Source organism: Streptomyces sp. NPDC007896, from assembly GCF_042959425.1.
Taxonomy (GTDB): Bacteria; Actinomycetota; Actinomycetes; order Streptomycetales; family Streptomycetaceae; genus Streptomyces.
The window spans coordinates 52,899-77,357 of record NZ_JBIBKX010000023.1; the positions used below are offsets into that span (position 1 = coordinate 52,899).

Genomic DNA, 24,459 nt, shown 5'->3' on the forward strand with positions numbered 1-24,459 from the left:
CCCGGAACAACCCCCAGTCGCCGTACGACAGATCCACGAACGGCGACTAGGCCCCCTTCACCGTCAGCGCCTCCACCAGTACCGGTGTGACCAGCTCCACCTGCCACGCCCGCGCACCGTACCCGGCAAGCGCGGCCGAAACCGACTCGGCGTCGGCACCGGCCGGCGGCTCCCAGCACACCCGCCGCACCGTGTCCGGAGTGATCAGGTTCTCCTGCGGCATGTTGAGCTGCTCGGCCAGCGCCGACACGGCGGCCCGCGCCGCGGAGAGCCGGGCGGCGGCGGCCGGGTCCTTGTCGGCCCAGGCACGCGGCGGGGGAGGCCCGGTGACGGGCTGCCCCGGCTGCGGCAGTTCGGCGTCCGGCACCGCCTTCGCGCGGTCCACGGCGGCCTGCCACTGCTCCAGCTGGCGCCGCCCCATCCGGTGCCCGAACCCGTTCAGGGCGGCAAGCGCGTGCACATTGGCCGGAAGGGAGAGCGCGGCCTCCACGATGGCCCCGTCCCCCAGTACCTTGCCCGGCGAGATGTCCCGGCGCTGGGCGATCCGGTCCCGGGTCTCCCACAGCTCCTGTACGACCGCCATCTGGCGACGGCGGCGCACCTTGTGCATCCCGGACGTACGGCGCCAGGGGTCCTTGCGCGGCGGCGCGGGCTCGGCCTGCGCGATCGCGTCGAACTCCTGTCGGGCCCAGTCCAGCTTGCCCTGCCGGTCGAGCTCCTTCTCCAGGGCGTCGCGCAGGTCGACGAGCAGTTCCACGTCGAGCGCGGCGTAGCGCAGCCACGGCTCCGGCAGCGGGCGCGTGGACCAGTCGACCGCGGAGTGCCCCTTCTCCAGTACGAAGCCGAGCACGCTCTCGACCATCGCGCCCAGGCCCACTCGGGGGAACCCGGCCAGGCGTCCGGCCAGCTCGGTGTCGAAGAGCCGCGTCGGCACCATGCCTATCTCGCGCAGACACGGCAGGTCCTGGGTGGCGGCGTGCAGCACCCACTCGACGCCGGAGACGGCCTCGCCGAGTCCGGAGAGGTCGGGACAGGCGACGGGGTCGATCAGCGCGGTGCCGGCGCCCTCGCGGCGCAGCTGCACCAGATAGGCGCGCTGGCCGTATCGGTACCCGGACGCGCGTTCGGCGTCCACGGCCACGGGGCCGGAGCCGGCGGCGAAGGCCGCGATCACCTCGGCGAGCGAGGTCTCGTCGGCGACGACGGGCGGAATGCCCTCTCGGGGCTCAAGCAAAGGGATCGGCGCCGATTCGACGTCGTCCGGAGGGCCGCCTCCGGTGGTTCGCAGTGAGCTGTCTTCTGCGGTCTCTTGGGCGTCGGTCACCTGTCAAGGGTATCTGTGTATGGACTACGCCCGCCGACGGAACGTTCCGTCGGCGGGCGTAGGAGGGTCGTAAACCAGTCAGGTCGGTGAAAGATCCGGTCCGGTGGGGGGTGTGCCCCCGCTTTCAGTGGATGATCCCCGTCCGCAGGGCGACCGCCACCATTCCGGCGCGGTCGCCCGTGCCGAGCTTGCGGGCGATGCGGGCGAGGTGGCTCTTGACGGTCAGCGCGGACAGGCCCATGGAGACGCCGATGGCCTTGTTCGACTGGCCCTCGGCGACGAGCCGGAGCACCTCGACCTCACGGCCGGAGAGCTCGCGGTAGCCGCCCGGGTGGCTCGGGGCACCCGGGGGGCGGCGGTGCATACGGGCGGCGGCCGAGCCGATGGGCGCGACACCGGGTCGGGTGGGGAGCCCGACATTCGTACGGGTGCCGGTGACGACATAGCCCTTGACGCCGCCCGCGAGGGCGTTGCGCACGGCGCCGATGTCGTCGGCGGCGGAGAGGGCGAGGCCGTTGGGCCAGCCCGCGGCTCGGGTCTCGGACAGCAGGGTGAGCCCGCTGCCGTCGGGCAGGTGGACGTCGGCGACACAGATGTCGCGCGGGTTGCCGATTCGGGGACGGGCCTCCGCGACGGACGACGCCTCGATGACGTCGCGCACTCCGAGCGCCCAGAGGTGGCGGGTGACGGTGGATCGGACCCGTGGGTCGGCCACGACCACCATGGCGGTCGGCTTGTTCGGGCGGTAGGCGACCAGGCTTGCGGGCTGCTCGAGGAGAACGGACACCAGGCCTCCTGGGGGTGCGGGACGGGACCGGCTGTGGGGATGAAGCCGGGGCGAACCGTGCTTTCAAGGTCACAGACGTCTTCGGCATCAAACCCGTCGGCCTTTAGAGAATGATCACGATTTGGTGAGTAACAATCCGTGCAATTCGGACACGCGATCGATCATCCGAAGATCGAACCGAGTCGTTCCGTGTCGCGACACGGCTGAAAGTGGCCGTATCGACAAAGCCTCGGCAAGGAACTCGGCAAAGGGCGCGGCGTTGCGCGAGGTCGGGAAGGGCGCCCGTTCGACATGACACGGGCGCCCCGGAAGACGGAGAAACGAGAGAAGGGCGTTCAGCGGGACTGCGGCCCCCGGCGTTGCGGGAGGGTCACCACCGAGCCGTCGCCCGGCCCCGCCGGGGGCAGGCCCGCGATCTGGCAGAGCAGATCGCACCAGGCGGCGAGGTGTGTGGCCGTGTCCGGTACGCCGCCCAGGCCCTCGCGAGGCGTCCAGGAGGCCCGGATCTCGATCTGGGACGCGGAGGGACGCTCGGACAGCCCCCCGAAGTAGTGCGAGCTCGCCCGGGTGACGGTGCCGCTCGGTTCGCCGTACGACAGGCCGCGGGCCTGCAACGCGCCGGTCAGCCACGACCAGGAGACGTCGGGGAGCAGCGGGTCGGCCGCCATCTCCGGCTCCAGCTCCGCGCGGACCAGCGTCACCAGCCGGAAGGAGCCCTGCCAGGCGTCGTGCCCCGCCGGGTCGTGCAGCAGGATGAGCCGGCCGTCCGCCAGGTCCTCGTCGTCGGCGACGACCGCGGCCTCCAGCGCGTAAGCGTAGGGGGCCAGGCGCTGTGGCGGGCGCGTCGGGTCGATCTCGATCTCGGGCCGCAGTCGCGCCGCCCTCAATGCGTCGACGGCAGCCCGGAAGGGCGGCGGAGCCGTCTCCCTCGCATCCCGGTCCCCCTCCTTGGCATCGTCCATTCCGCCAGCGTCGTCCGACAGTCGTCCCTGAGCCGCAGCCATGCGGGGAAGATTAAGGGGAACGGAGCCCGCGCGCAGGGAGAGACACCCGTGCGCCGGACCACTGTCCGGATCGCGCTGCGCGAATGCGCAGGCCGGAAGGGTCCGGTCCGGGCACCGGAGCCCGGCACTTGCGGGTCGGCGGGGCGTGCGAGACTTTCCGTCGTGAGTGCCAATGACCGCCCCGCCACGGGCCAGCCGCCGACAGCCACGTACGAGTCCGCCTTCCTGAAGGCGTGTAGGCGCGAGCCCGTGCCGCACACGCCGGTGTGGTTCATGCGGCAGGCCGGTCGCTCGCTGCCCGAGTACCTCAAGGTGCGCGAGGGCATCGCCATGCTGGACTCCTGCATGCGGCCCGAGCTGGTCGCCGAGATCACCCTCCAGCCGGTGCGCCGGCACAACGTGGACGCGGCGATCTACTACAGCGACATCGTCGTCCCGCTGAAGGCCATCGGCATCGACCTCGACATCAAGCCGGGCGTCGGCCCGGTCGTCGAGAACCCGATCCGCACCCGTGCCGACCTGGCCCAGCTGCGCGATCTGACCCCTGAGGACGTCTGGTACGTCACCGAGGCGATCAAGCTCCTGACGGCCGAGCTCGGCGAGACCCCGCTCATCGGTTTCGCGGGCGCACCTTTCACCCTCGCGAGCTACCTCGTGGAGGGCGGTCCGTCCAAGAACCACGAGCACACCAAGGCGCTCATGTACGGCGACCCGCAGCTGTGGGCCGATCTGCTCGACCGTCTCGCCGAGATCACCTCCGCCTTCCTGAAGGTGCAGATCGAGGCGGGCGCGAGCGCCGTCCAGCTCTTCGACTCCTGGGTCGGCGCCCTGGCACCCGCCGACTACCGGCGCTCGGTGATGCCCGCGTCCACCAAGGTCTTCGAGTCCGTGGCCGGGTACGGCGTGCCGCGCATCCACTTCGGCGTCGGCACCGGCGAGCTGCTCGGCCTCATCGGCGAGGCGGGCGCGGACGTCGTCGGCGTCGACTGGCGCGTCCCGCTCGACGAGGCCGCACGCCGTGTCGGCCCCGGCAAGGCGCTCCAGGGCAACCTCGACCCCGCCGTCCTCTTCTCCACCACCGAGGCCGTTCGGACCAAGACCCGCGAGGTGCTGGACGCCGCCGCCGGTCTCGAGGGCCACGTCTTCAACCTGGGCCACGGCGTCCTGCCGAGCACCGACCCGGACGCGCTGACCCGCCTCGTGGAGCACGTCCACCAGCAGACCGCGCGCTGACCTCGTACGGGGGACGCCGCACGCCTCAGCGCCGCATGCCTCGGCACCGCCCGCCTCACCAGCTGTGCCGCGCCTGTCTGCCGAACAGCAGGCTACGCGGTTCCGGCGGTGGCGGGGTGCCCGGGCGCAGCGGCCAGGCCAGCAGCATCCCCACGAGGAAGCCGACCACGTGGGCCTCGTACGCCACGGTTCCGGCGGTGGAGACGCCGCCGCCGGACGAGTACACCGCCTGCAACGCGAACCAGAAGCCCAGCACCAGCCATGCGGGCAGCCGCAGCGGCAGGAAGACCAGGAACGGGACGAGCACCCAGACCCTGGCCTTCGGATAGAGCACCAGATAGGCGCCGAGGACTCCGGCGATCGCTCCGGAGGCGCCGATCAGCGGGTCGGTCGAGTCGGCGTTGAGGTACGCGAATCCGTACGCTGCCGCGTAACCGCACGCCACGTAGAACACCGCGAACCGCACATGTCCGAGGCGGTCCTCGATGTTGTTGCCGAAGATCAGCAGGAAGAGCATGTTGCCGAGCAGATGCAGCCAGCTGCCGTGCAGGAACATCGCGGTGAGGACCGAGAGCGGCGGCGACTTGTCGTACGTCGGCGGCCCCACCAGACACCCGGGGCCCCCTGCCCCGACGCCGACGTCGCCGGTCGGGACCAGGCGGGGCAATTGATGGTGGACCAACTCCTGCGGCACCGCGGCGTAGTGCTCCAGGAACGCGTGCAGATGGCACAGCTGGGAGAGCCCGCTGTCACCCGCCACCGATCCCGCGAGGCCGGGCGTGTAGAGGAAGACCAGAACATTGGCGGCGATCAGCGCGTACGTCACATAGGGCGTGCGGCGCACCGGGTTCACGTCATGGACGGGGATGACCACGAGGAATTAGTGCCCGGGATACGCCGGGTGAATCCGTGAACGCCCCCGCCCCCGCGTCCGTATGTCTCCTCAACCGCCCGCGCCGCGACGAAGACGCGACACGAGAGACGTGAGGACACAGGCGATGAACGACCGAGTTATTCCTCCGATGCATGCCCTGCCCGACGGCGAGGCGGAAATCGCCCTGGTGCTGCACCTCCCCTGGGAGGACGTCGCCGCGCTCGGCCAGGAGGCCGGACGGCTCGCGGCGAGGATGCAGCGGCCGGTGACCCTTGACGAGGCCGTCAGCCACCGGTTGCGCTCCGCGCGGTCGGCCGCCCACGCCAAGCCGCCCACCACGCAGCCCGCGGCCGTCACCGCCTCGGCGTCGGTGTCCTCGTTGCCGGCGCGGCCGCCGGCCGAGCAGGCGCGGCAGGCGATAGACCGCATCAACGGGAACGCGGGGCACGAATCGGCGTAGGCGCGCAGCGGTTGAGTGTTGACTGCGGGTCGTGTGTGGCTGGTCGCGCAGTTCCTCGCGCCCCTACGGGGCGCTTCGCCGTACCGCCGTCACCGCCTTGCGTGCCGCCACCAGGATGGGGTCCCACACCGGTGAGAACGGGGGCGCGTAGCCCAGGTCCAGGGCGGTCATCTGTTCCACCGTCATGCCCGCGGTCAGCGCCACCGCGGCGATGTCGACCCGCTTCGCCGCGCCTTCCCCGCCGACGATCTGCACGCCGAGCAGCCGCCCCGTGCGGCGCTCGGCGAGCATCTTCACCGTCATGAGGTCCGCGTCCGGGTAGTAGCCCGCGCGGCTGGTCGACTCGATGGTGACCGTCTCGAACTGCAGACCCGCCCGGTGCGCGTCCTTCTCGCGCAGCCCGGTACGGGCGATCTCCAGATCGCAGACCTTGCTCACGGCCGTACCGACGACACCGGGGAAGGTCGCGTACCCGCCGCCCACGTTGGAGCCGATGACCTGCCCGTGCTTGTTGGCGTGCGTGCCCAGCGCGATGTGCCGTTCGCGTCCCGAGATCAGGTCGAGCACCTCGACGCAGTCGCCGCCGGCCCAGATGTTCTCGTGCCCGCGCACCCGCATCGCCAGGTCGGTGAGCAGCCCGCCGTGGTCGCCGAGGGGGAGTCCCGCGGCCCGCGCGAGCGTGGTCTCGGGGCGTACGCCGATGCCGAGCACGACCACGTCCGCCGGGTACTCGGCGTCCTCGGTGGCCACCGCGCGCACCCGCCCGTCCTGCCCCCTGAGGAGCTTGGTGATCTCGGCGTCGTTGACCATGGTGATGCCCAGGCCCTCCATGGCCGTGTGCACCAGGCGGCCCATGTCGGGGTCGAGGGTGGACATCGGCTCCTTGCCGCGGTTGACGACCGTCACCTCGTACCCGCGATTGATGAGCGCCTCGGCCATCTCCACGCCGATGTAGCCCGCGCCGACGACCACCGCGCGACGGCCCTCGGTCGCCGCCAGTGTGTCCAGGAGGGCCTGGCCGTCGTCCAGGGTCTGCACGCCGTGCACGCCCGGAGCGTCGGCGCCCGGCAGGTCGGGGCGGATCGGGCGGGCGCCGGTCGCGATCACGAGTTTGTCGTACGAGGTCCACTCCTCGGCCCCGGTCTCGAGGTCGCGCGAGCGGACGCGGCCCCCGCCGACATCGATCTCCGTGACCTCCGTGCGCATCCGCAGGTCGATCGCGCGCTCCCGGTGTTCCGCCGGGCTCCGCGCGATCAGCCGGTCCCGCTCGGGGACGTCGCCGCCCACCCAGTACGGGATGCCGCAGGCCGAGTAGGAGGTGAAGTGGCCGCGTTCGAACGCCACGATCTCCAGCTCGTCGGGCCCGCGCATCCGGCGTGCCTGTGACGCGGCGGACATGCCCGCCGCGTCACCCCCGATCACGACCAGTCGCTCCGTACGGCTCATGCTCATGCGAACACGCTACGGGGGCCCGGCATTTCAGTCCTCCTCGCCACCCTCCTTGCCACCCTCCTCGCGCACCGGCGGTGCCACCGGCAGCGAACCCGCGTTCGCGGGAGCCGCTTCGGCCCCGGGCCGGCGCGGCTGCCCCGTGCGGGCGAGGCGCAGCCACAGCGCCAGGAGGAGTCCGGCGCTCAGCAGGAACGGGAGCACCGCGCCGAACACCAGCGCGATCCAGCGCAGCATCGTGACGAACGCGTCCCAGCCGCCCGTGAGCGCGTCCACGAAGCCCGGCGCGTCGGACTTCTTCCCGGCCTCCTTCAGCGGGGCCTCGGAGAGGGAGAGCGTGATGGTGGCCAGGCTGGTGCGGTCCTTGAGGGACGCCTGCCGGGCGAGCAGGGCGTCGAGGTCCGACTCACGGGTGCTCAACTCCCCTTCCAGGGCGACCACATCGCTCAGCTTGGTGGCCTGGTCCATCAGCTCACGGACCCGGGCCACGCTGACGCGCTGCGACTTGACGCGGCTCTCCACGTCGACGACCTGGTCGGTGACGTCCTCCGCCTTCGCCGTCCGCTCGACCACCTTCCCGGTGCCCTCCAGGGAGGAGAGCACCGCGTCGTACCGGTCGGTGGGCACACGCAGCACGGCTCGGGTGCGCTCGCGGCCCCCGCCGTCCCGGGTGGTCGTCTCGTTGCCGACGTAGCCGCCCGCGTCGACGGCCGCGGTGCGGGCGGCGTCCAGCGCCTCGGGCACATCCTTGACCCGCAGGGTCAGCGAGGCGGTGCGGATGATGTGGCTGCCGACCGGCACGGACGTGCCGGTGGCCTTGGACGGGGTCGTGGACCTGGCGCCGCCCGCGCCCGAGGCGGCGCTGTCCGCGGCGCCCGAGCGGGCCTTTTCGGCGCCCGACGTGGCCGCCTTGTCGGCGCTGGAGTCGGAGCCACCGCCGGCGGCGCCGCAGCCCGTCACCGCGAGGGCGGCGGCGAGGAGTATCCCGGCCAGGACCGGGCCGGTTCGTGCGGAACGTCGTGTGCGCATGTGGGCGTACCCCCGTGGGTGGCGACTGCTGACCTTCCTTCGACGCCGGGGCCGGGCGCGACGTTGGCCGGATTCGATCGCGATGCGGTCACGGTCGGGACTCGCGCAGGACACCGCCGTACCGGAACGACGGCACCGGGTCCCGGCGGGCCCCTCAGCGGGGTCTGAGAGGGTGGAGTCATGCGCGCACAGGACAGTCGTACGGGTACGGGACAGGTCGTCGTCATCGGGGGCGGGATCGCCGGTCTGGCCGCCGCCCACCGCCTGCTGGACCGCGGCGCGCGGGTGACCGTCCTGGAGGCGTCGGACCGCGTCGGCGGCAAGCTGCTGCCCGGCGAGATCGCGGGCGCGCGGGTCGACCTCGGCGCCGAGTCGATGCTCGCCCGCCGCCCGGAAGCGGTCGCGCTCGCCCGCGAGGTGGGCCTCGCCGACTGCCTCCAGCCGCCCGCCACCGCGACCGCCTCCCTGTGGACGCGCGGCACGCTGCGCCCCATGCCCAAGGGCCACGTCATGGGCGTGCCCGGCACGGCCGCCGCCCTCTCCGGAGTCCTCTCCGACGAGGGCCTGGCCCGCATCGAGCGCGACGCCGAGCTGCCCCGCACGGAAGTCGGCGACGATGTGGCGGTGGGGGAGTACGTGGCGGCACGCCTCGGCCGCGAGGTCGTCGATCGCCTGGTCGAGCCCCTCCTGGGCGGCGTCTACGCGGGCGACGCGTACCGCATCTCGATGCGGCTGGCCGTCCCCCAGCTGTTCGCCGCCGTCCGCACCCATGACTCCCTGACCGAGGCCGTCCGCGAGATCCAGGCGAAGGCGGCCGCGGCCCAGCAGACCGGGCCGGTGTTCATGGGCATCGAGGGCGGAGTGGGCCAACTGCCACTCGCGGTCGCGCGGTCGGTGCGCGCGCGGGGCGGCGAGATCGTCACCGGTGCCACGGTGACGGAGCTGCGCCGCGCCGAGGACGGCGGCTGGCGGGTGGTGGCCGGGGGCCGCGTCCTGCACGCGGACGGGGTCGTCGTCGCGGTGCCCGCCGGCGCGGCCGCCGCCCTGCTGAGGGCCGAGGCGCCCGCGGCGGCCACCGAGCTGGCCGGTGTGGAGTACGCCTCCATGGCGCTGGTGACGCTCGCCTACCGGCGCGCGGACGTCTCCCTCCCCGAAGGGAGCGGTTTCCTGGTGCCGCCGGTGGACGGCCACACCATCAAGGCATCCACCTTCGCCTCCCAGAAGTGGGGCTGGATCGCCGAGGAGAACCCCGGCCTGCTCGTCCTGCGCACCTCCGTCGGGCGGTACGGCGAGACGGAGGTGCTGGGCCGCGACGACGCCGACCTCGTGGACGTCTCCCGGCACGACCTGAGCGAGGCCACCGGCCTGGCCGCCGAGCCCGTGGCGACCCGGGTGACCCGGTGGGACGACGGCCTGCCGCAGTACCCGGTCGGGCATCACACACGCGTGGCCCGCGTCCGCGAGCACGTGGCCAAGCTCCCGGGGCTCGCCGTCTGCGGCGCGGCGTACGACGGGGTCGGCATCCCCGCGTGCGTCGCGAGCGCGTACGCCGCCGTGGACCAGCTCGGCGGCGACCGCGCCGCACTGGAGGCGCTGAGGGCGAACCCGGTGCAGAGCCTGCACGGCGGAGCGGGAGAATAGCCTCATGAGTGACGACGCCCCCACCACCGAGTCCGGCAGGGTCCCGAACAAGGGCAAGCTGGCCAAGGACCTCAACGAGGTCATCCGCTACACCCTGTGGTCCGTCTTCAAGCTGAAGGACGTACTCCCCGAGGACCGCGCCGGCTTCGCCGACGAGGTCCAGGAGCTGTTCGACCAGCTCGCCGCGAAGGACGTCACCGTCCGCGGCACGTACGACGTGTCGGGTCTGCGCGCCGACGCCGACCTGATGATCTGGTGGCACGCCGAGACCAGCGACCAGCTCCAGGAGGCCTACAACCTCTTCCGCCGCACCAAGCTGGGCCGCGCCCTGGAACCGGTCTGGTCGAACATGGCGCTGCACCGCCCCGCCGAGTTCAACCGCTCGCACATCCCGGCGTTCCTCGCCGACGAGACGCCGCGCAACTATGTGAGCGTCTACCCCTTCGTGCGCTCCTACGACTGGTACCTGCTGCCCGACGAGGACCGCCGCCGCATGCTCGCCGACCACGGCAAGATGGCCCGTGGCTACCCGGACGTGCGCGCCAACACGGTCGCCTCGTTCTCCCTCGGCGACTACGAGTGGATGCTCGCGTTCGAGGCCGACGAGCTGTACCGCATCGTCGACCTCATGCGCCACCTGCGCGCCTCCGAGGCCCGCATGCACGTCCGCGAGGAGGTCCCGTTCTACACCGGCCGCCGTAAGTCCGTGGCCGAGCTGGTCGCCGGTCTCGCCTGATCAGGGAGCCTGGCGGGTCGTCTTCGCGTCCTCACGGGCCTGTGCGTCGTGCCGGGTGGTCTTGTCACCGCCCGGCGCCACCGGCTCCGGCTCCGCGTGCGGGGCGCACGCCGCGCGCCGCTGCGGGAGGCGGCCCTCCAGGAGGTACGCGTCCAGGTAGCCGTTGACGCACTTGTTGGGGCCGCCCGCGATCCCGTGCGTCCCGGCCCCGTTCTCGGTCACCAGAACCGAGCCGGACAGCCGCCGCTGGAGCTCCACCGCTCCCTCGTAGGGCGTCGCCGCGTCCCGCTCGGCCGCCAGGATCAGGACCGGCGCCAGTGCTCCGGGCAGCGCCCGCACAGCCAGGGGCTTCTGCCGCGGCACCGGCCAGTACGCGCACGGCAGGTTCATCCACACGTTGTCCCAGGTCTCGAACGGCGCCACACGCGCGAGCCGCGTGTTGTCACGGTCCCAGGTACGCCAGTCGGTCGGCCAGGCCGCGTCGTTGCACTCCACGGCCGTGTACACCGCGCTGCTGTTCTCCGCCTCGGCCGACGCCTCCGGATGCGGCCCGGCCTGCTGGATCAGGGGCTTCGGGTCGCCCTTCAGATAGGCGGACAGCGCCAGGGCGCGCTGCGGCCAGTAGTCGTCGAAGTACCCCGCCTCCAGGAACGCGCCCTGCAACTGACGCGGCCCCACCTTGCCGCCCGCGGGCGCCGCGGCGAGCCGCGCCCGCGCCTTCTCGTAGTTGTTCAGCACCGCTTGGGGCGTGGTGCCGAGCGCGTACTCCTTGTCGTGCTTGGCGATCCACGCGCGGAAGTCCGCCCACCGGGCCTCGAACGCGGCCGACTGGTCGAGGTTGTTCCGGTACCAGATCTGCCGGGGGGCGGGGTTCACCGCCGAGTCGAACACCATCCGGCGTACGTGCGAGGGGAAGAGCGTCGCGTACAGGGCGCCGAAGTACGTGCCGTACGACGCCCCCATGAACGTCAGCTTCCGCTCGCCCAGCGCGGCGCGCAGCACATCGAGGTCGCGGGCGTTGTTGAGCGAGGTGTAGTGCCGGATGCTCTGCCCGGAGCGCTTGAGGCAGCCGCGGGCGTACGCCTGTGCCTCGGCGATGCGCTTCTTCTTGTACGTCTCCGAGGGGTACGTCGGCGACTGCGCGGGCCCCTTCAGGAAGTGCTTCGGGTCCTCGCAGGACAGCGGGGCCGAGCGGTCCACCCCGCGTGGGGCGTAGCCCACGAGGTCGTACGCGGCCGCGATGCGCTTCCACTCGGGGAGGAAGCCGATCAGAGGGAAGTACATGCCGGACGCGCCCGGGCCGCCCGGGTTGTAGACGAGTGAGCCCTGACGCGGCACCTTGTGCTTGGAGTTGCGCAGGTCCTTGCCGGTGGCGGCGGCGCGGCTGACGGTCAGTTTGATCTTCTTGCCGTCGGGTTGCGCGTAGTCCAGTGGCACGGTGACCGTGCCGCAGCGCATCTTGACCGGGAGGTCGTCTCCCTTGGGGCACGCGCCCCAGTGGATGCCGGCCGTCGCGGCGCGGGCGGCGGCGACGGTGGTGCCGCGCGCCTCGGGGGAGGCCGCGGGGGCCGGCCAGGCCGCCGCACCGCCCGCGGGGGCGGCGATGAGGCCGCTCAGAAGCAAGGACCCGGTGGTTCCGTACAGGACGGCAGCTCTCATCGCGTATCCCCTTCGGCGCACGGCAGCGACAAAAGGGATGTTTGGTTCGTCAGTTGATGAAGTAAAGCACCTGGTGCCGGTGTCGGCCCCAATGACCCCTATGCGCCCCCTCGGGCGCCGTCAGCGCTGCCCCTCGGGGCTTCGGTCGCGGTGCGCGAAGGCCGCGCGCAGCTCCGGCTCGCCGACCGCGCGCACGCCGCGTACGGCGACCGAGGTGAGGTACGTACGGTCGTCGCCGGTGGCGTCGGGGTGCCGGGCGAGGGTGCCGAGCAGCCGCTGTCCCGCCGGGGAGGCCCAGCGCGTGTACGGGTGGACCTCGATGCGGGCGATGGCCAGGCAGCTCAGGGTGAGGATGAGCGGCAGCGAGAACCACACGGCGATCGGTACGTCGTTCTCGCTCGCGCGGGCCTGAGAGGGCATCAGCACGGCGACGGCGCCCAGCGCGAGGACGGCCGCGGCGGCGGCCTGGACCTGGCGGATGGCGCTCGCGACGGTGGTGCGGGCGCCGTCGGGCACGGCGAGGCCCGCGGCGACGAGACGGTCGGCGAGGCGGCGTACGGAGTCCGCGGTGGCCGTGCTCGCCCGTACGGGCGCTATCCGGGACTGCCCCTGCGGGCCTATCGCCCCTATCACCGAGCGCTCCATCTCGTCGCGCCCGCACGGGTCCACAACGGTCGCCCAGCCCGTGTGCGCGAGCAGCAGCCGCCGCTGACGGGCCATCGACACCAGGGTCAGATCGGCGACCCGGGCGGGGCCGCCGGACAGGAACGCCGCCTCGTACAGCGTGAGGTGGTGTCCGCGCGCCGCGTCGGCGTCGACCGCCGCCGCGCGCACGGCGGCCAGGCACAGCCGAGTGCAGGAGATACCGGCCGCGGCCCAGGCCAGGAGCAGGAGAAGGACCCAGAACATGGCGCGTTTCTACGCGAAGAGTGAAGGCCCGCGCCACGGTATGCCCACGATATGGACGGAGCGTTGTGGCTCTGTGACGTTCCGGTGTTCGCGAAGAGGCGCCGCGCTTTCGGCAGGGTCCGCCGGACAGGTCCTAGCTCTTGGGACGGGACGCGGCCGGGGGCAGCGGATAGGTTCCGGACGGGGTGACGGGGACGGGGCTGTCCGGGGACCGGGTGGGACCCGGCGGGGCCGGGGAAGCCGTCAGCGGGGGCGGGCTCGCGGTCGCGGCGTCCTGGGCGAGGGCGTCGAAGTCCACGTACCCGGTGGCTTCGAGGACCTTGATGTGGTCGAGCACGGTGGTGTTCGCGTCGTCGGCGAGGTCCCGTACGAGGGAGTTGCGGGTGTTCGCGCGGACCTGGGCGACGACGGAGAAGACCTTGCCGTGTGCCCGGCGCAGAATGTTCGCGAACTTCCGGTCGTAGTCCGTGCCGTGCGCGGCGTCGAGCGTGGCCAGCCAGCCGCGCTGCTGGGCATTGGGCTGGTTCGGGAGTTCGAGTCCGAGCCGTGCGGCGACATTCCGGACGCGCGCGTCCAGGAACGTGTGGCCCTCGACGAGGTGCTCGCCCGCCGTCTTCACGGCCTGGGTGGTGCCGCGCTCCTCGGCCTGCTGGCCGGCGGGCAGCTCCCACAGTCCGGCGAGCCGGACCTTGGTGACGAACTCCCGGTCCAGTGCGGACAGCGGACCGAACTGCGTCGACACGGACTGGGCGTTCAGGGTGTCCAGGCCGGTGCCGGCACGGTCCGCGTACGACCAGATCGGAAAGATCAGCGCGACGAGGGTCGCGGTGAGGGCCGCGATGATGAGTCCTGTCCCACTGACCAATCCGGTGCGGTTGATGGATCGCATGGTGCCTCCTGTTGCGGCACCGCACGCTAGTGCGCTACGGGTGCGGGTTGGCATATTACTTCGGGCACTACGCCAACTGCCGTACGAGGAGAAAGGGTTGCCGGGTGGGAGGAAGGCGCCTAATGGGGTAGTTCGACCGGACTCCATACCGTCAGGAAACCCAGGAAACCAGACATGGAATCCGGCCGGGCGGGGCCCGGTGTTAACCCCGGCACACTCTGCCGGGGCGAGGCACTACGGCGTGCGTAGTAGGGCGCGTCGGCGCCGGTGGCGCGGGTGGGGTCAGCGGCGCAGCAGTACCCGTCGGGTCGCACGGGCCAGCCGGGCCGTGGACCGCTGCGACGGCGGGGTCGGGCCGGACCGCTCCAGCCACCACGCACGCAGCCGCCGCCGCGTCTGAGCGTCCTCGGGGTCTCCCGCGAGCAGCGTGTATGCGGCGAAGTCCAACGCGTCGCGCCGGTACCCACCGCTCATCGGATGCCCCTGCGCGTACGCGAGGAACGCCGGCCGGTACGCGTCCCCGAGGATCTCCGGCAGCTCCGCCGCCACCTTCGCGACGACGTCCGCCCGCTTGGCCGCGAGCGCCCGCGCCTGCACACCCAGCCGTCCCCGGTCGAACCCCTCGGGCACGGGGGTACCCGCGACGAGCGCGGACAGCAGGGCGGCCTGCCCGAGCGCGAGCCGCTGCCGAGCACCCACGGCCACGCCCTCCGCGTGGCTCCCGGCTGCCCCGGGGGTGCCGCTCGCAGTGGCGGCGGCCTCACCGGAGTGCGGGCTCGCCGGGGTTTGGGACGGCGTCACGACCCGCGCCCGCGCCTTCGTCAGGGTGACTCTGATCGCCCCGAGCTCCCTCTCCAGTTCGTCCGGGGCCGGGAAGTTGTCGTCGCGCTCCAGGAGGACCCCCGGTGGGGTCACACGGGAGGCGAGGTCGGCCAGGATGTCGAGGACCTGCCGGGGGACGGGGTGGGCGTGGCTGTCGTGCCAGACGCCGTCCCGTTCGAAGCCGCCGGCGACGTGGACGTAGGCGATGGCCTCGACGGGGAGCTCGTCGAGGGCCTTCGAAGGATCCTCGGCCCGGTTGACGTGGTTCGTGTGGAGGTTGGCCACGTCGATGAGGAGGCGTACGCCGGTGCGGTCCACCAGGTCGTACAGGAACTGCCCCTCGGTCATCTCCTCCCCGGGCCAGGAGATCAGCGCGGCGATGTTCTCGACCGCGAGCGGGACGGGAAGGGCCTCCTGCGCGATGCGGACGTTCTCGCACAGCACGTCGAGGGCGTCCCGGGTGCGGGGGACCGGCAGCAGGTGCCCGGCTTCCAGCGACGGCGACGCGGTGAGCGCGCCCCCGGCCCGTACGAACGCGATGTGCTCCGTGACGAGCGGCGAGCCCAGCGCCTCGGCCCGCTCCGCGAGGGCGATGAGACGGGACTCCTCGGGCCGGTCCGCGCCGCCGAGGCCGAGCGAGACCCCGTGCGGCACCACCGTGACGCCCCGCTCGCGCAGCCGCAGCAGCGACTCGGGAAGATGTCCGGGACACAGGTTCTCCGCCACGGCCTCGACCCAGTCGATGCCGGGCATGCGCTCCACGGCCTCGGCGATCTCCGGCCGCCACCCGATTCCCGTCCCCAGCCGCCTCGGCTGTGTCATGTCGCCTCCTCCGTCACCGCTCGAACCCCGGCTGCGACCCCGGCCGCTGTCTCCTTACGACGGACCCGTGTTCCGGCGTGACGGAGTCATGGCCCCGGTATGCGGGGCCGAACCCATGTCGCCGGACGTTCAGAGCAACATTTGAGGTTCCGCCGACGCCCCGAGGCGCAGGCGGCCGCTCCGGCTACCGCAGCACGTTGTCCGGATCCGAGGGCTCCGGCCGGGCGGTGTTGACCTGGCCCGGCGGCGCGGGCGAGGGACTCGACGTGGCGACGACGCCGTTGCCCGGCTGCACCGGCGGGGCGGAGGGCGCCGTGACGCCGGCGACCGGCGCCGGGGGACCGGTAGGGCTCGCGGTCGACAGGGCGGCCGTGTCGTTGGCGATGGCGTCGAAGTCGACGGCCCCGGTCTTCTCCAGGATGGTGATGTGGTCGAGCACGGTCTGGTTGGCGTCCGAGGCCAGCTGCCGGACCAGCGAGTTGCGGGTGGAGTTACGGACCGCGCCGATCGCCGGGAAGATCTTGCCGTGCGCGGCCCGAAGCAGGTTCACGAACTTCCGTTCGTACTCCGCGCCCGTCGCCGCGGTCATCTCCTGCAGCCAGCCCTGCTGCTGCGCGTTCGGCTGGTTCGGCAGCTCGACATTGAGCTGGGCCGCGATGACCCGCACCCGCTTGTCGAGGTCGGTGTGGCCGACGATCAGGTGGTCGCCCGCCTCCTTGATCGCCTTGTTGGGGGCCCGCTCGATGGCCTGCTGTCCCGCCGGCAGTTCCCAGAGTCCGGCCAGCCGCACGCGCACGATCAGGTCGCGGTCGGAGGCGGACAGGGGCCCCCACTGTGTGTTCACCGTCCCCGCCGCCAGATTCGCCTGCCCCGTGCCGGAGCGGTCGGCGTACGACCACACAGGGAACGCGAGCGCGCCGACGGTGGCGGCGAGCGCCGCGATGACGAAGGCAGAACCATTGATACGCCGCAAAATGAGCCTCCCGGGGGAAACCAACTGGTCGTTGGAAACCTGTACTTGGCCAGCGACGTGAGATACGTGCGGAGCACCCGGAATGTTCAAGCACGGCTAAAGCGAACCCTCGGTTCAGGTCAAATCCGCTGTGAATCCGTGCCATCACCCGACAGCGGCCACTTCTCCGGTGTACGTCCGAGCAGCCGCAGCGCCTCGTCCAGTGGGTCCGTGCCCACGGGCACGTCGACCGGCGGCGCGAACGCGAACCCCGGACCGCGACCGGCCGGATCCGTCGGTACGAGGCGGGCGACGGCCAGGGCCGCCCCGGGGACGTGGTCCGGCAGTTCGAGCCCGACGCCGAGCGTGGCGGCGACGTCCCACGCGTGCACCACGTAGTCGACGAAGTGGAAGCCGAGGGCCATCCCGCCGGGGAACCCGCCTCCGTCCCTGATCTCCGGCAGTACGAACTCCCCCTCCGTCACGCCCGGTTCGGCGAACGCGGCCAGCACCGCCGTCGCCGCTCCCCGGTAGGTCCGCTCCGGGTCGCTCATGTCCTGAGGCTCCCGCCAGTACGCCGTCTCGTGCCCCGCTCCCCGGGCGGCGGCCGCGAACCCGTGGTGCTGCGCGGCCATGTGCGCCACCAGTCGCCGCAGCGTCCACCCCGCACACGGTGTGTCCCGCTCCCAGTCCGTGCCCCGCGCCAGCCCGACGAGCCGCAGCGACTCGTACACGGCGATCCGGTCGAGCTCGACGATGTCCACTCCGGTCGATGTCATACGTCCGAGCATAAAATTGAGCGAACGATCGTGCTACTTGTTTTCGGCCGTGACGGTTCCCGCGTCAAAGGCTCGGCAGGCCGGGAGAGCTCGGCAGGTCAGGAGAGCTCGACCAGGAGGGACGGGTCGGTCGCCGCCGCGCGCAGCCGGGAAAGGATGGCGACGCGTGCCCTGCGATAGACGTCCGTCTCGTCGCGCAGCACCGACACCGCGTTCGCCGTCTCCATCAACGCGATGAGCTCGAAGGCGAGTTGCGCGGCATCCGTGTCGGAGCGCAGCTCACCCAGGTCGCTGGCCTCGGTGATGGTGTGCTCCACATGGGCCGCCCAGTCCCGCTGGGCCTGTGCGACGGCGTCGTGCACGGGCCCCGACCGGGCGTCGAACTCGGCGATGACCTCGTAGAAGAAACAGCCGCCGGGGAAGACCCGGCCCTCGGAGTAGTCCAGCCAGAGTTCGCACAGCCGCCAGGTCCGGGCGACACCGGCGGGGGTCTCGGACGCGGGCCGGATCACCTGCTCGACGTAGATGCGCGCCGCCTCCCGCACGGTGGCCAGCTGCAGTTCCTGCTTGGAGCCGAAAAGCGCGAAGACCCCGCTCTTGCTGAGCCGGAGGTCGCTGGCGAGACGGCCCACGGACAGTGCTTCCAGTCCTTCGACCGAGGCGATGTCGACCGTGCGGCGGAGCACCAACTGCCGCGTGCGGTTGCCACGTTCGACCCTGCCGTCCAGCCGGGTCCCGGCCATCGCGCCTCCTCGGGTCCGTAGGTCACTCAGGGTCGGTCGGGATCGGTCAGGAGCGCAGCGCCGGATGGTCGGCCACCACTGTGCACGACCCCGGCGCGATCTCCGTGAAGCCCGCGTCGCGCACCAACGGCAGCCCCAAGGTGGTGAGTTCACCCCAGCGGGCCGGGTCGGCGGTGCGGACGGCGAGGGGGAAACCGGCGTCGCGCCAGGCCGCCCGCTCCTCGTCCGACAGCTCCCACCAGGCCAGCTGCGCGCCGTGCCCGGCCTGCGCCATCGTCTTGCCGGCCGACATGTCGAGATCGGGGTTGAGCCACAGCACGGGCGCCGTCGGGTCGGCGTCCACCGGGGGCTCCGGGTCGTCGAGATCGGTGCCCGAGACCTGGAGCTTGGCCAGGTCCTTGGGCCAGCCGTCCAGGGGGACCGGCGGGAAGACGCGCACCTCGGCGGACTTCCCGGTCACCGTGATGCCGGGCAGCGCCTCGGCCCGCCGCCACTCGGCGCCGCGCGCCCGTCGTACGACCTTGCGGATCCGGGCGTCCTGCCAGTCCCGCACCGCCTGCGCCCACTCGCCGTCCCCGAGGGCCCGCTCATCGCTGAGGATCGTCAGCACGGCGCGGGCCGCGGATTCCAGCGCGTCCGTGCGTGCCGGGGGAGCGGCCTTCTCGATGTGCACGACCAGCGGCAGCACGAACTGCGGGGCCTCGTCGCGCGCGGTGCGCTCGGATCGGAAGGGGCTGTCCTCGGCGGAGCCGGGTACGTCGGGTCGGCCGGGTGCGTCGGCTACGGTCGGGTCGCTGCTCACGCCCTCCAGTGTGCCAGGCGGAAGATCGGTTCTTCGGCGAGCGGTCGGCGTCACCCGGAGCAGGCGGTCCGCTGTGCCTCCTGCCACTCGCAGACGGGGCACAGCGTGATCCCCTTGTACGACTCCGGGTACTCGGTCGGCTTCCGGCACAGCACGCATTCGGCGAACGGCGGCCCGGCGTCGGTCGGGTCCGGTGTCGGGGCGGGGGCCGCCGGGGTGGCGCAGTACTCGTCGCTCATGGTCCCAGCGTAGGCCGGGACCGGAGCGCGCCTACGTGGTGCCGTTCCGCTCGCCTTGCGTCGCCGAGCCGATCATCTCGGAGACCTTCACAAAGCGGAAACCCTTCTTCCGAAGCTCGGGGACGATCGTCCGCAGGGCCTGTTCGGTCACCGGAGCCGCGCTGCGCGTGCAGTGCATGACGACGACGGACCCGGGCTTCACACCCTCCAGCACCTGACGGGCCACGGCGTCGGCGTCGGTGGCGAAGGCGTCCCCGCTGACGACGTCCCACTGCACGGCGGTCACGCCCACGGCGCTCAGCGTGCGCAGGGCCTGCTGGTCGTAGCACCCGCCGGGGAACCGGAAGTAGGGCATCGCGTGCGGCACGCCCGCCCTCTTGAAGGCGGCGTAGGCCTCCTCCACCTCGGCCCGCATCCGCTCCTGGGGCACGGTGGGCAGGCCGTAGCAGTTGTCGGTGAAGGCGTAGTGGCTGTACGAGTGGTTGGCGACCTCGAAGAGCGGGTCCTGCCCGATGTCCTTGGCCTCCTTCGGGTACTCGTCGGCCCAGCGTCCGGTCATGAACAGGGTCGCCGGCACCTTGAACGCGCGCAGCGTGGCGATCAGTTCGGGGTTGTCGAAGTGCTCCCCGGCCGCGGCGCGTGGCCCCTCGTTCGCGGTCATGTCCGCGTCGAAGGTCAGCGCGACGGTCTTGTCCTGCGTCCGTGGACCGTTGGTGAAGACGGGGGTGATACCGCTGGAGCCGGGGGCGAGTGTGGGCGGTTGCGAGGGCTGGGCGTTTGCGCTGCCCGAGGCCGACGCGGGGTGCCCTGGGCGGGCGGCGTGCGGGGTTCCTGGGGTCCCGCAGGCGGCGAGCGCGACCCCGAGTGCGCCGAGGGCGCAGGTCGCGGCGAATCGTCGTACTGGAATGATCACCCGATGAAGATATGTGGGTAATCCAGACTATTCGCCCATTGTCCACACGTGCCCGGCGACGGGGGCACGGAAGTCACCCGGCTGGACCCGGCGGAACACACGCCGGTTGTCCCTCCGACGCACTGCGGCGGGTGGAGGTCACGGACCGGGACAAGGCCGAGGACACGAACCCGCCGATCGTCTGGTGGGCCTCCGGTCCGAGGACGGCATCGGCGAAGAGGGGCGTCGTCAGGCTCTGGTCCGCCGAGGGGTTCGAGCGTCACGTGGCCAAGCCCGTTCCGGTGCCGCGCACCCTCGATGTGGCGTACCTGGACCCCTCGGGTGAGGGGCGCGACTACGTCTTCGCCCCGCGTACGGTCGCCGCCGCGAAACTGAAGCCCGGGCAGTACTGGACCGACGACGGCCCGAAGACCGCCGCCCAGATCGACGCCCGGCTCGACTGCCATCACGGTCACCTGAGCGGGTCGCGCAGGTCAGCTGTCCTCCAGCAGCCGCTGTCTGGCCTCCGCCACGTCGAAGTCGGCCTTCGGGTACTGCGGGTCCAGTGCCTCGAGGTGTTCCAGGAGCAGTGTGCTGATCGCCCAGTTCCGGTACCACTTGCGGTCGGCGGGGACGAGGAACCAGGGCGCCTCCGGTGTGGAACAGCGCTCCAGGGCGATCTCGTACGCCTTCTGGTACGCGGGCCACAACTCACGGTCGTCGATGTCGTCGGAGCTGAACTTCCAGTGCTTGTCGGGATTGTCCAGCCGTTGCAGCAGTCGGCGGCGCTGCTGGTCGTACGAGATGTGCAGAAAGCACTTCACCACGGTGACGCCGTCGTCGGCGAGGGACTTCTCGAAGCGGTTGATCTCGCCGTAGCGGTGGGCGATCTCCTTGCGGGGCGCCAGTTCGCGGACGCGGGCGATCAGGACGTCCTCGTAGTGCGAGCGGTCGAAGATGCCGATCTCGCCGGGTTCGGGCAGGGCCCGTCCGATCCGCCAGAGGAAGGAGTGCCTGCGCTCCTCGGCGGTCGGCGCCTTGAAACCCCGGATGCGGCAGCCCGCGGGGTTGAAATGCCCGATGACGTGCTTGACCGTGCCGCCCTTGCCGCTGGTGTCCATGCCCTGAAGGACCAGCAGGACCCGGCGGCGGTCACCCGCCGTGCTCGCGGCCCAGAGGCGTTCTTGCAGGTCGGCGAGGCGTTCGACCATCTGGGCGAGGGCGGCAAGCCCGGCGGCCTTGTCACGCGGACCGGCGGGCGTGGCCCTGGCGTCGTACGAGGAGAGGTCGACATCCTTGCCGCCGGGAACGCGCAGCAGTCGGCGCAGCGGGGCCGGGTCCCTGTCCTTGCGCCGTTCGCCGTCCTTCGTGCCCTTGCCGTCCTTCATGGCCACCGCGTACCCCTTCCGGCCGTGTCCCTCGATGGTGCGACGGGAGCCCGGTGGCCGCGAGTCGTGCTCAGGCCTCCTGGAGGGTGACCAGGACAGCCGGTTCCGGACGGCTGTCGGGGCCGATGTTCACGATGAGGCGCAGCCCGTACGGGGTCGTCACGGTCGGCGCGAGCCGCCCGCTCGCGGTCTGCCAGTCGGAGAAGCCGTCCTCCAGGCCCCCGCAGGTCGCGCCGAGTGCCTCCGGACCGCCCCAGGTCTCGAAGTCGGCCGGTTTCGGCGGGCGGTTGGCGGTCAGCCACCTTTGGATAGCGACGGACGGGTCGCGGAACTCCATCCGGCGCGGCCGCGTCGGCCTGCTCCGTCAGCGGCACGGTGCTGTCGGAGCAGGCCCGCGCGTCCGTCTGCGGGAACACCGGGCGGAGTGCGGCGTACAGCGCCCCGCTCCCGGCCGGCGCGAAGACCGCTCCCGGCACGGCCAGCGACCGCCACCGCATTCTCAACCACCCCTGGTGTACCTGCAGTTGGTCCACGGCGCGGAAATCTAGTCGATCAGTTCGGTGCTGTGGGCGCGGACGAGACGGGTGATGCGGTCCAGCGCCTCGGTGGCCGGCTGCGGGTCGAGGCGGCGGCCGTCGCGCAGGCGCAGGGCGATCTCGTCGGCCGCGCTCTCCCGGGGGCCGATCACCGCCTGGTACGGGACCAGACGGGCGGCGCGGACCCGGGCGCCCAGGGTGCCCTGGTCCGGGGTGATGAGCCGGGCTCGTAGGCCCCGGTCCAGGCAGCGGCGTACGAGATCGGCCGCCTGTTCGACCTTGGCCCGCGCGTCGGAGACGGGCAGCGCCACCAGCTGGGTCGGGGCGAGCCAGGGCGGGAAGGCGCCGCCGTGCGCCTCGATGAGGTGGGCGACAGCCCGCTCCAGGCTGCCGATGACACTGCGGTGGACCATGACCGGCCGGTGTTTCGCCCCGTCGGCGCCGATGTAGTGCAGGTCGAAGCGTTCGGGCTGGTGGAAGTCGATCTGGACGGTGGAGAGGGTGGACTCCCGGCCCGCCGCATCGGCGATCTGGACGTCGATCTTGGGGCCGTAGAACGCGGCCTCGCCCTCGACGGCCTCGTAGGCCACCCCGGAGCGGTCGAGCACCTCGCGCAGCAGCGCCGCCGAGCGCCGCCACAGCTCGGGGTCGGCGACGTACTTGCCGCCGGGGCCCGGCAGGGAGAGCCGGTGGCGAGCCGCGCGGATGCCCATCGCCTGGTACGCCCGGTGGATCAACTCCAGTGCCGCCGACGCCTCTTCGGCGACCTGCTCCAGGGTGCAGAAGAGGTGCGCGTCGTTGAGCTGGATGGCGCGCACGCGGGTGAGGCCACCGAGGACACCGGACGGCTCGGAGCGGTACATGCCGCCCAACTCGGCCATGCGGAGCGGGAGTTCGCGGTAGCTGTGGGAGCGGGAGCGGTAGATGAGCGCGTGGTGGGGACACAGGCTCGGGCGCAGCACCACCTGCTCGCCGCCGAGTTCCATCGGCGGGAACATGTCCTCGCTGTAGTGCGACCAGTGCCCGGAGATCTCGTACAGCTCCCGTTTGCCCAGCACCGGTGAGTACACGTGCTGGTAGCCCGCGCGTCGCTCTGCGTCGCGGACGTACTCCTCCAGGGCATGGCGCACGGCCGCGCCGTCGGGCAGCCAGTAGGGCAGGCCCGCGCCCATCAGGGGATCGGTGTCGAACAGGTCCAGTTCACGGCCGAGGCGGCGGTGGTCGGGGAGGGCGGTCATGGTGGTCTCCTCGCTTGTCGAGGGCGAGTGACCACACGGCGAAGCCCCGGGGCACTCGCCCCGGGGCTTCGGACTCGTCAGCAGTCAGCGCGCCGGGACACTCTCCGGCGTCGTCGTCTTCACAGCGGCACGCTTCATGGGAGGGACCGTAGCAGGGAGTCGGCGGGCGGTCGCGGCAATTCGGGCGGGGCGATCAGCCGGGGCCGGGGAGAGGGCTCGCGCCGGGGTTGTCGAGCGGGAACTCGTCGTCCTCGGTCTCGTCGCGGTCCTCGGCCTCGTCGCGCCTGAACTTGTCACCCTTGGGTTCATCGAGCACGAACTCGTCGTCCTTGTGCTCGTCGGGCCGCGGGCGCGTCGGTATCTGCTCCACCGTCGGCGCCCCCGGCTGGGCCTGCGCCCGTTCCAGGAACCGCAGCAGTTCCACCGGGAAGGGGAGGACGAGGGTGGAGTTCTTCTCGGCGGCGACCGCCACCACGGTCTGCAGCAGCCGCAGTTGGAGCGCGGCGGGCTGTTCGGACATCACCCCGGCGGCCTCCGCCAGCTTCTTCGACGCCTGGAGCTCCGCGTCCGCGTTGATGATGCGGGCCCGCCGTTCACGGTCGGCCTCGGCCTGCCGGGCCATCGACCGCTTCATCGTCTCCGGCAGTGACACGTCCTTGATCTCGACCCGGTCGATCTGCACACCCCAGCCCATGGCCGGACTGTCGATCATCAACTCCAGGCCCTGGTTGAGCTTCTCCCGGTTGGAGAGCAGATCGTCCAGGTCGCTCTTGCCGATGATCGAGCGCAGCGAGGTCTGCGCCATCTGCGAGACGGCGAAGCGATAGTCCTCGACCTGGATGACCGCGTCGGCCGCGTCGACCACCTTGAAGTAGATGACCGCGTCGACCCGGACCGTGACGTTGTCCCGCGTGATGCCGTCCTGCGCGGGGACGGGCATCGTCACGATCTGCATGTTGACCTTACGCAGCCGGTCCACACCGGGGATGATCATGGTGAACCCGGGCGGCCTGATGCCACCCCGGAGCCGCCCGAGCCGGAGCACCACGCCCCGCTCGTACTGCTTGACGACCCGGGCCGCCGCAACGACGTACACCACCCCCGCGGTACCGACCACCGCGGCCGTGGCCAAGAGCTCATCGAGCATGACGACCCCCTTTCGAGCCGCCGCATACCACCACTAATCCCACGATATGCCTCACGCGGGCCCACGGTCGAGGATCCCCCCGACCGCGAGCCCCGTGGGTCAGCC

At 71.9% G+C, this 24,459-nt stretch carries 24 protein-coding genes; 4 read left to right on the forward strand and 20 right to left on the reverse strand.

From position 1 onward, the window contains the following. Positions 1 to 46 precede the first annotated feature (46 nt). The 3 genes from ACFZDJ_RS46865 to ACFZDJ_RS46875 form a co-directional block, all read right to left on the reverse strand. Positions 47 to 1,324: a ribonuclease D gene (locus tag ACFZDJ_RS46865; RefSeq protein WP_168496628.1), complete on the reverse strand. Its 1,278-nt coding sequence runs from the start codon at positions 1,322 to 1,324 to the stop codon at positions 47 to 49. Between the two features lie 124 nt (positions 1,325 to 1,448). Then, positions 1,449 to 2,111 (reverse strand): response regulator transcription factor, encoded by a 663-nt coding sequence (locus ACFZDJ_RS46870; RefSeq protein WP_054234007.1) that lies wholly within the window; start codon positions 2,109 to 2,111, stop codon positions 1,449 to 1,451. Between the two features lie 335 nt (positions 2,112 to 2,446). Then, entirely contained in the window at positions 2,447 to 3,073 is a 627-nt protein-coding gene (locus ACFZDJ_RS46875) for a DUF3000 domain-containing protein (RefSeq protein WP_384917887.1), read from the reverse strand. Between the two features lie 204 nt (positions 3,074 to 3,277). On the opposite strand from ACFZDJ_RS46875, the gene hemE reads away from it, so the two are divergent. Next, entirely contained in the window at positions 3,278 to 4,348 is a 1,071-nt protein-coding gene (gene hemE / locus ACFZDJ_RS46880; RefSeq protein ID WP_390938352.1) for a uroporphyrinogen decarboxylase, read from the forward strand. Positions 4,349 to 4,403: 55 nt separating this feature from the next. Here hemE and ACFZDJ_RS46885 read toward each other — a convergent pair whose 3' ends face one another. Next, positions 4,404 to 5,222, reverse strand: a complete 819-nt coding sequence (locus tag ACFZDJ_RS46885; protein ID WP_101401514.1) for a rhomboid family intramembrane serine protease — start codon at positions 5,220 to 5,222, stop codon at positions 4,404 to 4,406. Between the two features lie 124 nt (positions 5,223 to 5,346). Between ACFZDJ_RS46885 and ACFZDJ_RS46890 the strand changes: the two genes are divergently transcribed. Continuing rightward, positions 5,347 to 5,682, forward strand: a complete 336-nt coding sequence (locus tag ACFZDJ_RS46890; protein WP_388116261.1) for a hypothetical protein — start codon at positions 5,347 to 5,349, stop codon at positions 5,680 to 5,682. A 63-nt stretch (positions 5,683 to 5,745) separates the two neighbouring features. Here ACFZDJ_RS46890 and ACFZDJ_RS46895 read toward each other — a convergent pair whose 3' ends face one another. Together ACFZDJ_RS46895 and ACFZDJ_RS46900 are read right to left on the reverse strand one after the other, a co-directional pair. Continuing rightward, positions 5,746 to 7,134 (reverse strand): FAD-dependent oxidoreductase, encoded by a 1,389-nt coding sequence (locus ACFZDJ_RS46895; protein WP_168512110.1) that lies wholly within the window; start codon positions 7,132 to 7,134, stop codon positions 5,746 to 5,748. Between the two features lie 27 nt (positions 7,135 to 7,161). After that, the gene (locus ACFZDJ_RS46900; RefSeq protein ID WP_391068590.1) at positions 7,162 to 8,160 is read right to left on the reverse strand and encodes a DUF4349 domain-containing protein; all 999 of its coding nucleotides are present in this window, start codon (positions 8,158 to 8,160) and stop codon (positions 7,162 to 7,164) included. Positions 8,161 to 8,340: 180 nt separating this feature from the next. Between ACFZDJ_RS46900 and hemG the strand changes: the two genes are divergently transcribed. Further along, positions 8,341 to 9,801, forward strand: coding sequence for a protoporphyrinogen oxidase (gene hemG / locus ACFZDJ_RS46905; protein ID WP_391068593.1), 1,461 nt, complete (start codon positions 8,341 to 8,343; stop codon positions 9,799 to 9,801). A 4-nt stretch (positions 9,802 to 9,805) separates the two neighbouring features. Then, complete coding sequence (gene hemQ / locus ACFZDJ_RS46910; protein ID WP_067375486.1) at positions 9,806 to 10,537, forward strand: hydrogen peroxide-dependent heme synthase; 732 nt, start codon at positions 9,806 to 9,808, stop codon at positions 10,535 to 10,537. Here the strand turns inward: hemQ and ACFZDJ_RS46915 are convergent, their stop codons facing one another. From ACFZDJ_RS46915 to ACFZDJ_RS46980, 14 genes are all read right to left on the reverse strand, one after another. Then, the gene (locus ACFZDJ_RS46915) at positions 10,538 to 12,196 is read right to left on the reverse strand and encodes an alpha/beta fold hydrolase (protein WP_390938342.1); all 1,659 of its coding nucleotides are present in this window, start codon (positions 12,194 to 12,196) and stop codon (positions 10,538 to 10,540) included. A 120-nt stretch (positions 12,197 to 12,316) separates the two neighbouring features. Then, positions 12,317 to 13,105, reverse strand: a complete 789-nt coding sequence (locus ACFZDJ_RS46920) for a TIGR04222 domain-containing membrane protein (RefSeq protein ID WP_384910137.1) — start codon at positions 13,103 to 13,105, stop codon at positions 12,317 to 12,319. A gap of 133 nt (positions 13,106 to 13,238) precedes the next feature. Further along, a complete protein-coding gene (locus ACFZDJ_RS46925; RefSeq protein ID WP_168512122.1) occupies positions 13,239 to 13,994 on the reverse strand; it encodes a DUF4142 domain-containing protein in 756 nt (251 codons plus the stop codon). A 282-nt stretch (positions 13,995 to 14,276) separates the two neighbouring features. Further along, positions 14,277 to 15,638 carry a DUF692 family multinuclear iron-containing protein gene (locus tag ACFZDJ_RS46930; protein ID WP_391068596.1) on the reverse strand — a complete coding sequence of 454 codons (1,362 nt, stop codon included), beginning with the start codon at positions 15,636 to 15,638 and terminating at the stop codon, positions 14,277 to 14,279. 184 nt (positions 15,639 to 15,822) lie between these two features. Further along, positions 15,823 to 16,611, reverse strand: a complete 789-nt coding sequence (locus ACFZDJ_RS46935) for a DUF4142 domain-containing protein (RefSeq protein WP_248297039.1) — start codon at positions 16,609 to 16,611, stop codon at positions 15,823 to 15,825. 119 nt (positions 16,612 to 16,730) lie between these two features. Beyond that, the gene (locus tag ACFZDJ_RS46940; RefSeq protein WP_391068599.1) at positions 16,731 to 17,369 is read right to left on the reverse strand and encodes a TIGR03086 family metal-binding protein; all 639 of its coding nucleotides are present in this window, start codon (positions 17,367 to 17,369) and stop codon (positions 16,731 to 16,733) included. 98 nt (positions 17,370 to 17,467) lie between these two features. After that, a complete protein-coding gene (locus ACFZDJ_RS46945; RefSeq protein WP_391068602.1) occupies positions 17,468 to 18,112 on the reverse strand; it encodes a TetR family transcriptional regulator C-terminal domain-containing protein in 645 nt (214 codons plus the stop codon). 46 nt (positions 18,113 to 18,158) lie between these two features. Further along, positions 18,159 to 18,914 (reverse strand): aminoacyl-tRNA hydrolase, encoded by a 756-nt coding sequence (locus ACFZDJ_RS46950; protein ID WP_384910123.1) that lies wholly within the window; start codon positions 18,912 to 18,914, stop codon positions 18,159 to 18,161. Between the two features lie 50 nt (positions 18,915 to 18,964). Further along, the gene (locus tag ACFZDJ_RS46955) at positions 18,965 to 19,153 is read right to left on the reverse strand and encodes a hypothetical protein (protein ID WP_391068605.1); all 189 of its coding nucleotides are present in this window, start codon (positions 19,151 to 19,153) and stop codon (positions 18,965 to 18,967) included. A gap of 31 nt (positions 19,154 to 19,184) precedes the next feature. Further along, positions 19,185 to 20,066, reverse strand: coding sequence for a polysaccharide deacetylase family protein (locus ACFZDJ_RS46960; RefSeq protein WP_384910117.1), 882 nt, complete (start codon positions 20,064 to 20,066; stop codon positions 19,185 to 19,187). Positions 20,067 to 20,539: 473 nt separating this feature from the next. Continuing rightward, complete coding sequence (locus tag ACFZDJ_RS46965) at positions 20,540 to 21,433, reverse strand: PPK2 family polyphosphate kinase (RefSeq protein WP_390938414.1); 894 nt, start codon at positions 21,431 to 21,433, stop codon at positions 20,540 to 20,542. 70 nt (positions 21,434 to 21,503) lie between these two features. Continuing rightward, positions 21,504 to 21,770 carry a hypothetical protein gene (locus tag ACFZDJ_RS46970; RefSeq protein WP_391068607.1) on the reverse strand — a complete coding sequence of 89 codons (267 nt, stop codon included), beginning with the start codon at positions 21,768 to 21,770 and terminating at the stop codon, positions 21,504 to 21,506. A gap of 207 nt (positions 21,771 to 21,977) precedes the next feature. Continuing rightward, complete coding sequence (gene thrS / locus ACFZDJ_RS46975) at positions 21,978 to 23,207, reverse strand: threonine--tRNA ligase (RefSeq protein WP_391068610.1); 1,230 nt, start codon at positions 23,205 to 23,207, stop codon at positions 21,978 to 21,980. Between the two features lie 193 nt (positions 23,208 to 23,400). After that, complete coding sequence (locus ACFZDJ_RS46980; protein ID WP_390938325.1) at positions 23,401 to 24,354, reverse strand: SPFH domain-containing protein; 954 nt, start codon at positions 24,352 to 24,354, stop codon at positions 23,401 to 23,403. Positions 24,355 to 24,459 lie beyond the last annotated feature (105 nt).